General features: G+C 41.4%; 15 protein-coding genes, 1 tRNA gene and 1 pseudogene. 3 read left to right on the top strand and 14 right to left on the bottom strand.

The window, feature by feature from the left end; all coding sequences use genetic code 11:
* Positions 1–230 precede the first annotated feature (230 nt).
* The 11 genes and pseudogenes from ACE1AQ_RS18335 to ACE1AQ_RS18285 all read right to left on the bottom strand — a co-directional run bounded on the left by ACE1AQ_RS18335 (position 231) and on the right by ACE1AQ_RS18285 (position 8,114).
* Complete coding sequence (locus tag ACE1AQ_RS18335) at positions 231–401, bottom strand: hypothetical protein (RefSeq protein WP_008204272.1); 171 nt, start codon at positions 399–401, stop codon at positions 231–233.
* Positions 388–645, bottom strand: a complete 258-nt coding sequence (locus tag ACE1AQ_RS18330) for a type II toxin-antitoxin system RelE/ParE family toxin (RefSeq protein WP_008204270.1) — start codon at positions 643–645, stop codon at positions 388–390. Before ACE1AQ_RS18330 ends, ACE1AQ_RS18335 begins: the two co-directional genes overlap by 14 nt.
* Before the next feature lie 6 nt (positions 646–651).
* Positions 652–792: a hypothetical protein gene (locus ACE1AQ_RS18325; protein WP_008204267.1), complete on the bottom strand. Its 141-nt coding sequence runs from the start codon at positions 790–792 to the stop codon at positions 652–654.
* Positions 793–1,244: 452 nt separating this feature from the next.
* On the bottom strand, positions 1,245–1,580 hold the full coding sequence (locus tag ACE1AQ_RS18320; RefSeq protein WP_104397399.1) for a DUF5615 family PIN-like protein: 336 nt from the start codon (positions 1,578–1,580) through the stop codon (positions 1,245–1,247).
* Complete coding sequence (locus tag ACE1AQ_RS18315) at positions 1,570–1,884, bottom strand: DUF433 domain-containing protein (protein WP_002753976.1); 315 nt, start codon at positions 1,882–1,884, stop codon at positions 1,570–1,572. The genes ACE1AQ_RS18320 and ACE1AQ_RS18315 overlap by 11 nt, the downstream gene beginning before the upstream one ends.
* Positions 1,885–1,952: 68 nt before the next feature.
* Positions 1,953–2,156, bottom strand: a complete 204-nt coding sequence (locus ACE1AQ_RS18310) for a DUF2283 domain-containing protein (RefSeq protein WP_110543376.1) — start codon at positions 2,154–2,156, stop codon at positions 1,953–1,955.
* 97 nt (positions 2,157–2,253) lie between these two features.
* Complete coding sequence (locus ACE1AQ_RS18305; protein WP_002732833.1) at positions 2,254–2,592, bottom strand: XisI protein; 339 nt, start codon at positions 2,590–2,592, stop codon at positions 2,254–2,256.
* Positions 2,580–2,999: pseudogene (locus tag ACE1AQ_RS18300) on the bottom strand (XisH family protein). Before ACE1AQ_RS18300 ends, ACE1AQ_RS18305 begins: the two are co-directional and overlap by 13 nt.
* 236 nt (positions 3,000–3,235) lie before the next feature.
* Positions 3,236–3,505, bottom strand: a complete 270-nt coding sequence (locus tag ACE1AQ_RS18295) for a type II toxin-antitoxin system RelE/ParE family toxin (protein ID WP_061432389.1) — start codon at positions 3,503–3,505, stop codon at positions 3,236–3,238.
* Entirely contained in the window at positions 3,502–3,705 is a 204-nt protein-coding gene (locus tag ACE1AQ_RS18290; RefSeq protein WP_110543378.1) for a hypothetical protein, read from the bottom strand. Before ACE1AQ_RS18290 ends, ACE1AQ_RS18295 begins: the two co-directional genes overlap by 4 nt.
* 125 nt (positions 3,706–3,830) lie before the next feature.
* Positions 3,831–8,114 carry a HEAT repeat domain-containing protein gene (locus tag ACE1AQ_RS18285; protein WP_110543381.1) on the bottom strand — a complete coding sequence of 1,428 codons (4,284 nt, stop codon included), beginning with the start codon at positions 8,112–8,114 and terminating at the stop codon, positions 3,831–3,833.
* Between the two features lie 166 nt (positions 8,115–8,280).
* On the opposite strand from ACE1AQ_RS18285, the gene ACE1AQ_RS18280 reads away from it, so the two are divergent.
* Positions 8,281–9,009 (top strand): TauD/TfdA family dioxygenase, encoded by a 729-nt coding sequence (locus ACE1AQ_RS18280; protein WP_110543383.1) that lies wholly within the window; start codon positions 8,281–8,283, stop codon positions 9,007–9,009.
* Positions 9,010–9,045: 36 nt separating this feature from the next.
* Here ACE1AQ_RS18280 and ACE1AQ_RS18275 read toward each other — a convergent pair.
* The 3 genes from ACE1AQ_RS18275 to petE form a co-directional block, all read right to left on the bottom strand.
* A tRNA-Met gene (locus ACE1AQ_RS18275) sits at positions 9,046–9,119 on the bottom strand.
* Positions 9,120–9,202: 83 nt separating this feature from the next.
* Complete coding sequence (locus tag ACE1AQ_RS18270) at positions 9,203–10,930, bottom strand: succinate dehydrogenase/fumarate reductase flavoprotein subunit (protein WP_106908804.1); 1,728 nt, start codon at positions 10,928–10,930, stop codon at positions 9,203–9,205.
* Positions 10,931–11,386: 456 nt separating this feature from the next.
* Positions 11,387–11,764 carry a plastocyanin gene (gene petE, locus ACE1AQ_RS18265; RefSeq protein WP_008203920.1) on the bottom strand — a complete coding sequence of 126 codons (378 nt, stop codon included), beginning with the start codon at positions 11,762–11,764 and terminating at the stop codon, positions 11,387–11,389.
* 192 nt (positions 11,765–11,956) lie between these two features.
* Here petE and petJ point away from each other — a divergent pair, with 192 nt between their 5' ends.
* Both petJ and ACE1AQ_RS18255 read left to right on the top strand, forming a co-directional pair.
* Entirely contained in the window at positions 11,957–12,277 is a 321-nt protein-coding gene (petJ, locus tag ACE1AQ_RS18260; protein ID WP_002732729.1) for a cytochrome c6 PetJ, read from the top strand.
* A gap of 116 nt (positions 12,278–12,393) precedes the next feature.
* Positions 12,394–13,428 (top strand): DUF3352 domain-containing protein (locus ACE1AQ_RS18255; protein WP_374808958.1); only part of this gene is annotated, 1,035 nt, incomplete at its 3' end.

Here is a 13,428-nt window from a genome sequence, read left to right as displayed (position 1 = left end):
TCAACATCTCTATCATTGGCTCCAGCTACATCAAATGTTCCCAAAAAATATAGAAGAGCTAATGCAAATTAGCCGCTATCGGTTGAAGGATTACATCAAGGGACAAAGAGCTATATCGCTTGCTCTATCTACCTTCTAGCTGGCTTGTCCCCCTCCCAGCTCGATTGGCGTTGGGAAGTTTCATTTTATTTGTCGGATTCTCCTAAGTTTCCCTGAATTTGCCCTGACAATTACTCACACTCTTTAACCAAGGTAATCCCCAATTCTTGGCATAATTCAAGCGCTTGTTGGCAGTAGTTGAGGGCAAGTTCAGGGCGATTGGTTTTGTGAGCGATTTCGGCGAGAAACACCAATTCGGATTTGAAGTAGCGCAATGTTTCTAAATTATTAGCGATAGACATCTTTTCGATGTTTACATTGCAAGATGAGTATTGCCTGTTTTGGGTCATCAATTTCATAGCGAACTCGATAGTCACCAACACGCAAACGGTATTCATAATCAGAATTTTTTAATTCAACTACACCAGAGGGACGCGGTTCTATTGATAAATCTTTGATTTTTTCAAGAATACGACTTTTGATGGGATTAGGTAAGTTATCAATCTGTTTTTGTACAGATTTAGAGATTTTAATACTATAATCCATTGTGATTTAATCCTTGCTCAAGTATTGTTCAAGGGTCACATAGTCGCCTGATTGATATTCATCCCGAACTTGTTGAAGTTCTGCTAAGGTTTCCTCGTCGTCTTGATAGGAAGTTTCTTCTGCGGCTCTCTTAGGTTTGGTGGGCAAAATGTATTCTAAGATACATTCTTCCTAGCGAGCGAGTGGAAGGAACCACAAAGACACAAAGGACACAAAGATTGATCGATCCTATATAAGTTAAACTTATCACACAGAACCTAGAAGAGCCCTTCTGCTTGAAAAATTTGTTGTTCTAGTATTTCTAATAATTGTTGTTTTTGCGTTAAGTCAAGGGATTTAATCGTTATTGTCAAACATTTCTAGGAGATAACCTGCTTCTGGTTGTTGTTTGTTAGGAGGTAATAATTCTAGAATCGTCCCTTAATCGCCTTTTTAAAAAATAGTGTCGGGGACATCTCTACATAATTTGACTTGTTGAAAAAGTTGGACGGTTTGCATTATTCATACTCCTTAATTTTATCGTAGTAAAGAGTAACAAAATTAGCTTTTTGATTATTTTTATCGATCTGCCAAATACTAATTCACTTTTTCATGCGGTTCTATATAAACTCTATGTGATTATACATTTCTTCGGGTTCAAGAATTTCCCAGATTAAGAGTAGTCCTCGAATTATTTGACCAATAGATTTACTTTGTTGGGGACAGTAAGCAATTCCTGCATGAGTTATAGATGATTGATTGATTCTTAAAAAATCAGTATCTTGAGTAAAAATCACGCGACCATTGGCTAAAGCAAATTGCAATTGTACTTCATCAGATACCCCCAATAAATTTTCTTCTGGAGTGGTAGTAACATCAAGGCCTCGCTGGCGCAATCCAAGAGCAATGCTATAGCTTACATTTTCATCAAGGTGAAATTTAATTTTATTGCCCATTCATTTTTTTTAGTTTTTCTTGGACTAGAGAAGGTGTTTTAGCTTGCATTTCCTTGGCAAAGGTATCATCATCTGTGATTTGTTGTCTAATTTCTTCAAGGTGATCGTGATAGTAAGAAAGGGCCGCGTAAACATCAGCTAAAGTAATGCTGGGATAATGATAAACAATTTCATCGGGTGACATTCCCAGGCGTTCGTGCCAAATAACGACATCTTGGACTTTGATGCGATGACCTGCGATGCGCGGTTTACCGCCACAAGTTTCTGGGGTAATTTCAATGTGATTGATTAAAGTTGTTGTCATTGATAATAACGAATTTGTCCGATTATAGGGTCACAAGGAATCTGCGCCCAAATGTCATATATATTATATCACGTCGGCGCGACAATAGTTTCTAGGGAAAAAGCATTCAGATCCGTTAAGCTTTTGGCGTGTTCCAAGGTGATTGCAAAAATATTCCCCTGCTGATCAAGATCGACCAAGGTATTTTCATTGATTTCTTGAGTCTCGACAATGGGATTGTTATTGAACTCTAGGTATAGAGTATCCGTATCTTGAAAGTAGGTGATTTTCATGGCTGACTTGGGTTATCAAGAGTTTCTAATCTTCTTCTAATAGTGATTCATTTGGTGGGTGATTGCGGTTTTGAGAATTGTCCATGATATTTGAACGTTAAGCGACAGCGAAGCCTGTATAGGGTCTAATTTCAGGGGATTTAAAGGCTAAAATAATCTGGTTTTGAGGGATTCCCGCAGCTACTAATTCATCGGCAATACCATCCTCAGTTCCGTCGTGTTGAATCCAAATTTTTTGATCAATAATATCAATATGTAATAGGGTTCCGTAGATTCGATAACCATTTTGCCAACCTGTTTCAACCAATAAATAGCGATCGCGGGTTTGATCTAGGACTAATTCGATTTGGATTTGGTGATCAGTGTCGAGGAAGTCGGCATAATCTTGGAATGTTTTTTCAATAATTTGCCGATATTGGGCAATTAAGGAAGCCATCGTACAATTACCTCCTGGTTGGGATCAAAACTAAATAACTGAATAATACCATCTTCAATTAAGGTTTGACCTGCTTCTTCTTCAAATACTGTTTTGCAGGTGTTTTCGCTAACAGCCAAAAATAGTTTATATTCGGGATAATAACGCTTTAAAAGATGGGTATAAACGACAAATTAACCAACTGCTTATTCAAGGTCTTTCATATCAGAGGGACGAGTAAAGCTCTTAATTTCAACGGCTATTTTTTCTGTTCCCTTTTCTGCGGCTAATAGTCTTTCTGCTCCCAAATCAACAAACAGGTTTTTACCTCTTGCTAAACGAATCCGTAGGGGGTCATGGGTAATTGTCCAGCCGTCTTTGATTAGGGCGTGTTTTACACAGTCATGGAAAATATCTTTGGCAGGCATTGTTTTTTATAGATAAAAACTGAAATTTTCTCAGGTTTACTTTAAGTTATTGTCTGAATCTCCTAAGTTTCCTTGAATTTGCCCTAACAATTCCTCACAATTTTTAACCAACGGAATCCCCAATTCTTGGCATAATTCAAGCGCTTGTTGGCAGTAGTTGAGAGCGCGATCGCAGTGATTCATTTTGTGGGCTATTTCGACAAAGGCTTTTCAATGATTCTTTATCTACCGAAATTTTACGGGAAATAACGATAGAATTCTCGACGATGAAGAACACGAGCAAATGTAATTGTATCTTCTTCAACAAAAAAACCAATTCTATAGTCACCAATTCGGATACGATAGGCATTATATTCTCCTTTTAATTTTTTAAGGTTGTTAATTTCGCTTAGCTGCTTAACTGCTAAAATATCAGTAAAGACAAGGTTTTTTATGACTGAGTAAGAGGAGGTACTTTTTAAATCTTTAAGATCCTTGATAAAAGTAGGAAGATAGTTGATTTTCATTCTTTTTCTAATTCAATTAAAGCTTCCTCCAAAGTTAAGTGAGTTTCATCTTTAACGTCTATCATGGTGCGATAGAGTACAGTATCTTCATAAGCTTCTATCATTTGTTGATAGTCTTCAAAGTTAATAATAACTTGCTGTATCTGACCTTGATTATCTGTAATCAAGTCTTGAGCAAAAGGATAATCTTTGATATTCATAATTCACTGTTCCTCATTTTGATTGGATTTCTAATCTTCTTCTAATGTAACCTGAATTTGCCCTAACAATTCCTCACAATCTTTAACCAAGGGAATCCCCAATTCTTGGGATAATTCAGAGGTGTTTACCGATTTTTCCAGTTTAAGATCACTTCGATTAGGTTGGGTTGGTTGGGTGAGAAGGTTTGTAGGTTAGCAATGGGGTTTTCGGTAATCCATGCGATGGGAATAGTCGGGTTAAGTTGTTGACAGAGGGATAAAAGGGTGTCACTAGGGTCACTTTCTCCGAAAATGAGAGTTAATTGGGCATTTTGGGCGATTAGGGGGATAAGATGGCGTTTGAGTTGGGGGATGTTGTTGGCTTCGGGGATGGGATATTGTTGCAGCTTGTGGCAAATAAGGTTACAGAGTTCTTGACTGAGTTCAGATGTATTATAGTGGTTGAGGGTTTCGGGGTTAAGGTAAAGGTACTCAGAGGGGAGTAAGTCGGGGAGATGTTGCAGGTTAAGCTGTTGACTGGTGGGAGTGTCACCGATGGGGGTGGTTTCTGGGGTGGTGGTAGCGTGCCATGCTTGGTAAAATTCGGGGTAAGGGAGGGTTTTGGCGCATTTCCAGAGAATTTTGTGTATAATTTGGTATAAATTACGATTTTGATACCAATTCCAATCAGATAGGGCATCTTTGAGGGCTGTCACCACTCTTGGCATTTGTTCTTTTTGCACCATTTCTCCTAAACTCTCTGCCACACCTATAAGAGTAAACTTATTGTTAGAAGAATGTATCAAATCTACTAAGGCTAAAATTGCTGTTTCATTGCCCTGTCCAATTTTCTCTAAGCTCTCTAAAGCTTGCTTCCAATTAGAAGAATGTATCAAATCTACTAAGGCTAAAATTGCTGTTTCATTGCCCTGTCCAATTTTTTCTAAACTCTTTGCTGCTTGTCTACAAATCCATTCATCCTTAGAAGAACGAATTAAATCTATTAAGGCTAAAATCGCTGTTTCATTGCCCTGTCCAATTTTTCCTAAACTCTCTGCTGCTTGCTGAATAGTTTCACTTAAGATGCTCTCATAAGAAACATGATCATGGTAATAGCGTACGCCTCTATCTGAAGGATTAATCAATGTTCGTTTACGATAGTTAATTTTCTCTAAACTCTCTGCTGCTTGCTTACGAGTCCATTCATCATTAGAAGAACTAATTAAGTATATTAAAGAAGCAATCGCTGTTTCATTACCCTGTCCAATTTTTCCTAAACTCTCTGCTGCTTGCCTACGAATATGTTTCTTATCAGAGAAACGAATAAGATTGCATAAGGTTGTTATTGCTACTCCATTGCCTGGATCTATTTCCCCTAACCTCTCTGCCGCTTCTCTGCGAGTATCTTCATTTTCAGAATCATAGATCAAGTCTTTTAAGGCTGGAATTGTTTTACTGAAGAAAATAGATAGCTGGACAATAACGCTAGGAGAACGGATTAAATCTGTCAAGGCCAAAGCTACTATTTTATTACCGGGGTCAATTTTGCCTAATGCTGCTGCTGCTAACCAACAAGTCCTTTTATCCTTAGAAGAACGAATTAATTCACTTAAGCCTATTATTGCTGTTTCATTACCCTGTCCAATTTTCACTAAACTCTTTACTGCTTGTTGACGAGTCCATTCATCATTAGAAGAACGGATTAAGTCTATTAATGCTAAGATTTTTGTTTGATTATCCTGTCCAATTCTGCCCAAACTCTCTACTGCTTCTCTACAGATATCTTTATCATCAGAAGAATGAATAGGGTTACTTAGGGCTAAAATTGCTGTTTGATTATCCTGTCTAATTCTGCCTAAACTCTTTACTGCTTCTCCACGAATAAATTCGCTCTTAGCAGAATGAATTAAGTCTATTAATGCTAAGATGGCTGTTTGATTGCCAGGGTCAATTTTCCCTAAACTCTCTGCTGTTTCCTTAAGAATAAATTCACCCTTAGCAGAACGGATTAAGTCTATTAATGCTAAGATAGCTGTTTTATTCCCCTTTCCAATTTTTCCTAAACTCTTTACTGCTTTCTCACGAATACATTCATCCTTAGAAGAACGGATTAAGTCTATTAAGCTTAAGATTGCTGTTTCACTGTCTCGTCCAATTCTTCCTAAACTCTCTACCACTAGCCCACGGATATATTCATTGTCAGAAGAATAAATAAGATCACTTAATGCTAAGATAACTGTTTCACTATCTCGTCCAATTTTTACTAAAATCGATATCGCTTGCCCAGTAGTGTATTTCCATTCATCGTTAGCAGAACGAACCAAGTCTATTAACGCAGCAATCGCTATTTTATTATGCTGTCCAATTTGTCCAATTTCTCCTAAAATCTCCACTACTTGTTGACGAGTATATTCATCGTCGGAAGAACGAATAAGATAACCTAAAGCTAAGATCGCTGTTTTATTTCCCTGTCCAATTCTTCCTAAACTCCATGCTGCTTCCCGACGAATAACGTCATTATCACAAGAACGGATTAAGTTATTTAAGGCTATGATCGCCTTTGCTCGGTCTGTTTTGCGTAAAATTACTCTAGCAGATTCTTGAATGGAAGCAAGGAAAGTTCTCCATTCTTGTGTTTCTAAATCCAAATAACCAAATCCCCATCTGATCATTTTATTGATAATTTCATCAGCTAAAGAACAGGTCTTAAATTCATTAATTCCTGTTGCTGCTAAATAATAAGCACGAAAAAAGTAAAAATTTTGACAACCATCCTTAAAATCAACTAAACCCTTAATAAAAGCCTCTTTCTCCTCATCCTTAACATCACCCCTACCCAACCATAACAAAATCACCTCTTTCCATTTCGCCTCAAAAATGCGATAAACCTTCCCCTTTACAGGACGATCTACATGATTTCGGGGTAAAAAGAAATCCCAATCTTCCACCCCACAAGCAGCAAAAAACTCCTGAAAGGTAGGATGAAAAAAGGCATAAACCGCCTCATCCGTTGCTTGATCCCGATCTACAATATTTAACCAGCCAAAATCTACCGCTAACTTAAATAAATCATTACCCATAATGGCTTTAGCTAATTTTCTAGGCATACGATAGCGAGATTCTCCCCCTAAACTCGCAATAGCTAATTTTCCTAATGCTTGATGTAACAATTCTTGTAACTCATCATTATCTGTTAAATCGCGGATCTCCCGTTTCCACTCATAAAAATAAGGCAAATAACGCTGATAAAACTGCGCCTTGGTTTCAGGTAATGCTCCCTCTCCTAACGACCAAATTTGACACAATAACACCAACCGTAACGGATTTTTAACTAACTCCCAAATCCTTTCTCTTCCCGTTTCCTGCAAACAAGCGATTAACTGTTCCCCTAACGCTATATTGCCCTTTTTCCCGAACCATTGCCTAATAAACTGATCTCGCTGAAAATCGGCAAAATCTAAGGTTTTATAGGTAACAAACGCCCGTAAGGGATTAATATTGGCATCCCAGACATTTACTCGACAAGACACCACCACCCGCGCCTTTTGTAAATAACTCGATCGCACTTCATTTTCAATCCATGTTAACGCTTCTACGGGAGAATCGGCGGAATACTCATCTAAACCATCTAAAATTAACCAAACCTGTCCTTTATCAAATAATTGACGAAAATCAGCCTTATCCGACTCCTTTACCTCTCCTACTGCTAACCCATTGCGTAACCACGTCTCCTCAAGATAACCGATCAGCGATCGCTCCTTAGATAATGCACCCAAAGAGACACAGATCGGTAAATCTTTCTGCTGATCACTGATAATTAGGGCTAAATTCTGCAATAAAGTGGTTTTTCCCGCCCCCGGCTCTCCAATAATGGCAATATTCTTATCACTCTCTCCCTGAGTTGTTCCTAAACCGATATAGTTCAAAAACTCCTCATGTTCAAAGCGTCGGGTGATTTCTTCCTTTTCTTCCACCTCATAGACTTGATTTCTCTCCATTTCTTGATTAAGGGGGCGACGTTGTTGTTTTTTACGCTCCACTAACCCCAAAGGAACGAATATCTCAAGCTCACAGGGTTCATCAGTTGCAAATCGCCGGAGGGGTTTATTAATTAAAGCTTGTTGACAAATTTCTGTCCAATTAATCTCCGTGTTGGATGATTCGTCACAATTCCACTCATCAGGATCAACAACATCAGTAATCTCTAATCCTAACGCTTGACAAATCGCCAACGCATTATCTCGATCAATAAGTTGTAGTCTTCGCATAAATCGCTCAACCGTTTTCTTATCCACTACCGCTTTTTCAGCAATATTGTCATAGGTTAACAACCTACCTAACTCATTTCGTCCATTAGCTTTGGCTTCCTGAAGTTTTTGTTTTCCGGTTGGCGTGGCTAAGATACCCCGTTGTTTACGTTCTTTAGACATAAATCCAACTCATTCACTACGAGTCCCATTATCAATCTAACTGATTCGATTAGAAAAGGGACAGAAACAGGAACTTATTATCTGTCCTATTCTGATCTCGTCAATTATAAGCATTTTTCAGAAGATTGGGATGTTCTAAACATTCTAGTTTGTCGAGAGGCTTATTATGTCTTCAATTCTCACATTCTCACCCTTCACTCAATCCACAGCTACCCTAAAAAACCACCTCAAAAAAAACGGTTTTTTTGTCTTCGATAACCCTTGCGGCGATCGCTGGTTCCAATGTTTAGAGGATATTACCCAAGCAACCCCCGTTATCCAAACTAACGGAGAGATTATCTATCCTATCAAAGCAAATCCTGACGCTATGGGAAAAAGTGATGCACAATCCCCCGGAATTGGGCTTTTACCTCATACAGAATGGTCCTACAAAGCTATCCCTCCTAAATACCTCTGTTTGCGCTGTAAAACTCCGGATCGTTGGGGTGGGGGTGCGACGACTTTGGTTAAGTTTGATGACTTATTGCGTCATTTTACCCTTGAGGAACAACATTTTATGGCGGCTCAACCTCAATATTTTATGTCCAAGGACGGCAAAGAAAGCTGTTTTGCACCAATTTGGCAACGAAATGCCGAAATCATCCGCTTTAGCTATAATGTGCTGGTTTATCGGGAATTTAGCCCCGATATTAATAAACCGATCGCTTCTGGTCTAGATTCCCGTTTAATGGCTTTATGTGGCAAATTTTTGGCACTGTTTGAAGCCTATCACGTTCCGCTCTATTTAAAAGCAGAACAGATCTTGATCATGGATAATTATAGTTGTCTCCATTCTCGCCAATCCTACATTGATCCCAATCGCTCTCTTGAACGGGTAATGTTCGATGTTCCCTAACGGGAAATGGGGGTTAACTACTAGCTTTATAAGTAATGGCGGGAAGCGGATTTGAACCACTGACCTTCGGGTTATGAGCCCGACGAGCTACCAGACTGCTCTATCCCGCGTTGCTTTATCTAGTATAGAACTAAATCTCGGTAAATGCCAAGGAGTTTGTAATATTCCTTTACATTTACCGTCGGACTAGAGGTTAATACTTACGTTCCACGGGGGTGAAATCCTGAATCACCACGGGCATATAGTCGATATCGATGCCCGAGGGGGAATAATAGGCGAGGGTATGCTGAAGGAAATTTTGGTCATCCCGTTGGGGAAAATCTTCGCGGGAATGGGCCCCTCGGCTTTCTTGACGATTGAGGGCAGAGGTGAGGATAATTTCCCCCACCACCATGAGACTTTGTAATTCCCAGGCCTCGATTAGTTCCGTATTCCAGCAATCCCCCCTATCATCGAGGTAAATCTGCTCGTATTGACGCTTTAATTCGCCGATTTGTTTAATTCCCTCGCGCATGGTCGCTTCAGTGCGAAAAACGCCGCAATGTTGGGTCATACAGTCTTGGAATTGCTGACGTAGTTGACCGATGCGAATCGTGCCTTTTTTGGTCAATAAAGCGGTGATTTCCTCTTTAGCATCCTGAAGGTAAATATCGGGATTAAAGACGGGAAAAGCGCGTTTTTCGACGTATTTAGCGATCGATTTGCCGGTTCTTCTCCCATAGACCACACATTCTAACAGGGAATTACTGCCCAAACGATTAGCCCCGTGGACGGAGACACAGGAACATTCCCCGGCGGAGAAAAAGCCCTCGGTGAGGGTATCGGCACTTAAGCGAACGCGACCATCGGTATTAACGGGAATGCCGCCCATACAATAGTGAACTGTAGGACGGACGGGCATCGGTTCCTCTACCGCATCGACACCGACGAGACGGTGGGCCTCCTCCCAACAGAAGGGAATGCGACTCATAATTTTTTCCCGGCCTAAATGGCGTAAATCCAGATAGACAAAGGGACCCCCGGCGCTACCGTCCAGATTTACCCCCCGGCCGGCGCGAATTTCTAGGGTAATGGCCCGGGAAGTGATGTCCCGGGGTGCCAATTCCATGCGCGAGGGGGCGTAGTCTTCCATAAAACGACGACCTTCGCTATTGATTAAATAAGCACCTTCACCCCGGACCGCTTCCGAGATTAAAACACCGACGGGATAGAGTCCAGTGGGGTGAAATTGGACAAATTCCATGTCTTCTAGGGGAATACCCGCTTTGGCCGATAAAGCTAAACCGTCCCCCGTACAGGCGAAATCGTTGGAGGTGGTGTTATAAACGCGACCATAGCCCCCGGTCCCGAACATAATTGCTTTTGCCCGGAGGATTTCTAACTGTCCGGTGGCGATTTGGTACATTACTACCCCTTTAGCCGTACCTTCTTCGAGGATAAGGCGCAAAACGTACCATTCATCGTAGATTTTTACCTGATTACGGCCTAAATTGCTGACTAATTCGTGCAGCATGGCGTGACCAGTTTTATCGGCGGCGTAACAGGCACGGTTATGGCTGTGACCGCCAAAGGCTCTTTGGGCAATGCGTCCATCTTCGAGACGGGAGAATAACACGCCTAGATGTTCCAATTCGATGATAACTTCGGGGGCTTCTTGGGTGAGGATATCCACCGCATCCTGGTCAGCCAGAAAATCGGAACCTTTGACGGTATCGTAGGCGTGGGCCTTGGGATTATCTTTGGGGTCAACGTTTTGCAGGGCGGCGGCGATACCTCCCTGGGCAGCGACGGAGTGGGAACGAATTGGGTGGGTTTTGGCAACGACAGCAACATCGATAGTCGGGTTGAGGCGTTTGATTTCTAAGGCGGCGCGGCATCCTGCTAACCCACCGCCCACTATAACGACATCGTGTTCTTTCATGGCTGATTTTTCTACGGGCTTCTGTTTCTATGGTGGGGGCAGAATTGCTCAGAAGTCAGTTTTTGTAACCGAGACTTTATATTTCAGGAGACAGCCCTTTCAGTTATCAGTTATCAGTTATCAGTTATCAGATGCGAGTTTTCAGTTCACTGATTACTGTTTACTGATTACTGAACTTGGTATGGTTCGCTCGGGGGGCATAAATCGACTAAATCCTTATCTGGCAAAAAACTTAATTGATGAGTTCGTTCTAGTTCAAAAACAATTGACAAAAATCGCCAAATGTCTTTCTCTATAAGAGTTTCATTCCTTATAACCCTGTCCGTTGCATAAGACAAACTGAAGAACCTCACTGATTACTGATTACTGTTTACTGATAACTGAAAAGTCTTCATAATTCCCAAAAAAGAACCCGCGGCAGTTAACCGCGAGTTATTTTTGCTTAAAATCGGATAATTACTGAACGGTAATCGTTCCGACCATGCCGGCGCCGCGATGGGGTTCGCAGTAGTAGGTGTAAGTACCCGGTTCGCTGAAAGTGCTTTCAAAGGACTCACCGGCGGAAAAAGCCAGACCTTTATGGGATAATTTAGCAGCCTGGGCTTCGGGAACCTTGGTGCTATCGAAAACTATGTTATGGGGAGAAAGTTTGTTATTGACCCATTTCACCGTATCTCCTGCTTTAATAGTGAGGGTGGGGGGATCAAATTGTAGTGTACCTGCATCACCGCCCATCTTCACCGTGAAGGTTTCGGCGGAAGCGGCGGCAGTATTGAAGAAGAAGCTAGAGAGGACTAGCGCCACGGTAGCGAACAATAAACCTAATTTTTTCATGCTTGTTAATCCTTTACACGAGGGAAGATGACAAGTTTGACAGCCTGTCTTTTGACAAAAAAGTAAAAGTTTGCTTTTAACTGTCCCATTGATTAATTCTACACGAAGTTTGACAGCTTGTCTTTTGACAAGAAAACCGGTTTTTTCTGACCATGGTTGGGGAATTTCTTAAGAAATAGAGGAGAACCAATCGTGAAAAGATTATTAATTTCCCTGTGCTTGCTCTTGGCTGTGGTTACATTCGGTATGGCTCGTCCCGCTTTAGCTGATGGGGCTTCGATTTTCAGTGCTAACTGCGCTTCCTGCCACATGGGCGGTAAAAACGTGGTTAATGCCGCTAAAACCCTGAAAAAAGAAGATTTAGTTAAATACGGCAAAGATTCCGTTGAAGCTATCGTTACCCAAGTTACCAAAGGTATGGGGGCGATGCCCGCTTTCGGTGGTCGTCTCAGCGCTGAAGATATCGAAGCTGTAGCTAACTATGTCCTCGCTCAAGCGGAAAAAGGCTGGTAAAAATTAGTTATCGGTGGCGAGTTATCCGTTGTCAGTCTGGTAAGAATTGTAGCGATCGAAATTCTTGGGTCAATTGCTGGCTTAAAATAGCTAATGGTTCATCTCGGGACAAGGTTGTGAAATTGCGATCGTTTTTCTATATTTTAGGTGCGACGGTAATCATTCTCCTAGGAGTCGCTACAGCCAGTTTTGCTTGGATTCTCGCCGATAGTCCTCTGTCTTTGCTCAAAGGTGGGGTAATGCGGGAACCGGCGGCGGCGATTTTTGTGCCGAAACAGGCCCCGGTTATGGTATCCTTGCTAGTCAATCCCGAACGTTTGGAGTCTTTTGGTCAATTAATCGCTACACCGGCTAATCGACGACGTTCCCACCAAGAAATTAAGGATTTAGAAAAAAGTCTGCTCGGCAAAACGGGATTAAATTATCAAAAGGAAATCAAACCCTGGTTAGGGGAAGAAATTACTCTCGCTGTTACTTCCCTAGATTTCGATCGCGATACCGATAATGGTATCCAACCGGGTTATCTTTTGGCAATTCAAAGTAAAGATGGCGAACGCGCTAAGGAATTTCTGCAAGCTTCCTACTCAAAACAGGCGGTTTCGGGCAAATTTGACCTTGTTTTTGAACTCTACAAGGGAGTTAACCTCATTTATCAACGTCCCTTGACCGCAGGAGATAATAATCGTTTTCTCGCTAGTGCCGTCGTCGGTGATACGGTGCTTTTTGCCAATAATATCAAGGTTTTGCGCGAGGCCCTTAATAACGTGCAAGTACCGGATTTAAACCTAAAAAATAGCCCCGATTACCGAGAAGCTCTCAAAAATATCACCGAACCGCGTATAGCTATAGTTTACGGCAATTTACCCCCGTTATCGGCTTGGATCGCTAATCAACCCGTCCCGGAGAGTCCCGAAGCGAAACAACGATTAGCCACGGCTTTTACCCTCAAATCTGGGGGAATAGTCGCTCAAACCGCCTTAATTGGAGTCTTAGGACAGGATGACCAAGCGCCAATTTTATCTAGTCCCGTGGGAGCATTATCTTTTATCGGCGAAAATAGCCTTTTAGTCGCCGCTAGTCGCGATTTAAATCGTTTTTGGACTCAGGTAGAGGAGGGGTTAGAAGCAGATAGTCCCCTACAGGAATTAATA

Source organism: Microcystis sp. BLCC-F209, from assembly GCF_041928595.1.
Taxonomy (GTDB): domain Bacteria; phylum Cyanobacteriota; class Cyanobacteriia; order Cyanobacteriales; family Microcystaceae; genus Microcystis.
This window is presented reverse-complemented; position numbering and strand designations above follow the sequence as displayed.

Bases quoted from the DNA above. Each gene is read 5' to 3' on its own strand.
- ACE1AQ_RS18335 (WP_008204272.1), bottom strand. From the start codon at position 401: ATGTCTATCGCTAATAATTTAGAAACATTGCGCTACTTCAAATCCGAA.
- ACE1AQ_RS18330 (WP_008204270.1), bottom strand. From the start codon at position 645: ATGGATTATAGTATTAAAATCTCTAAATCTGTACAAAAACAGATTGAT.
- ACE1AQ_RS18320 (WP_104397399.1), bottom strand. From the start codon at position 1,580: ATGGGCAATAAAATTAAATTTCACCTTGATGAAAATGTAAGCTATAGC.
- ACE1AQ_RS18315 (WP_002753976.1), bottom strand. From the start codon at position 1,884: ATGACAACAACTTTAATCAATCACATTGAAATTACCCCAGAAACTTGT.
- ACE1AQ_RS18310 (WP_110543376.1), bottom strand. From the start codon at position 2,156: ATGAAAATCACCTACTTTCAAGATACGGATACTCTATACCTAGAGTTC.
- ACE1AQ_RS18305 (WP_002732833.1), bottom strand. From the start codon at position 2,592: ATGGCTTCCTTAATTGCCCAATATCGGCAAATTATTGAAAAAACATTC.
- ACE1AQ_RS18295 (WP_061432389.1), bottom strand. From the start codon at position 3,505: ATGAAAATCAACTATCTTCCTACTTTTATCAAGGATCTTAAAGATTTA.
- ACE1AQ_RS18290 (WP_110543378.1), bottom strand. From the start codon at position 3,705: ATGAATATCAAAGATTATCCTTTTGCTCAAGACTTGATTACAGATAAT.
- ACE1AQ_RS18285 (WP_110543381.1), bottom strand. From the start codon at position 8,114: ATGTCTAAAGAACGTAAACAACGGGGTATCTTAGCCACGCCAACCGGA.
- ACE1AQ_RS18280 (WP_110543383.1), top strand. From the start codon at position 8,281: ATGTCTTCAATTCTCACATTCTCACCCTTCACTCAATCCACAGCTACC.
- ACE1AQ_RS18270 (WP_106908804.1), bottom strand. From the start codon at position 10,930: ATGAAAGAACACGATGTCGTTATAGTGGGCGGTGGGTTAGCAGGATGC.
- petE (WP_008203920.1), bottom strand. From the start codon at position 11,764: ATGAAAAAATTAGGTTTATTGTTCGCTACCGTGGCGCTAGTCCTCTCT.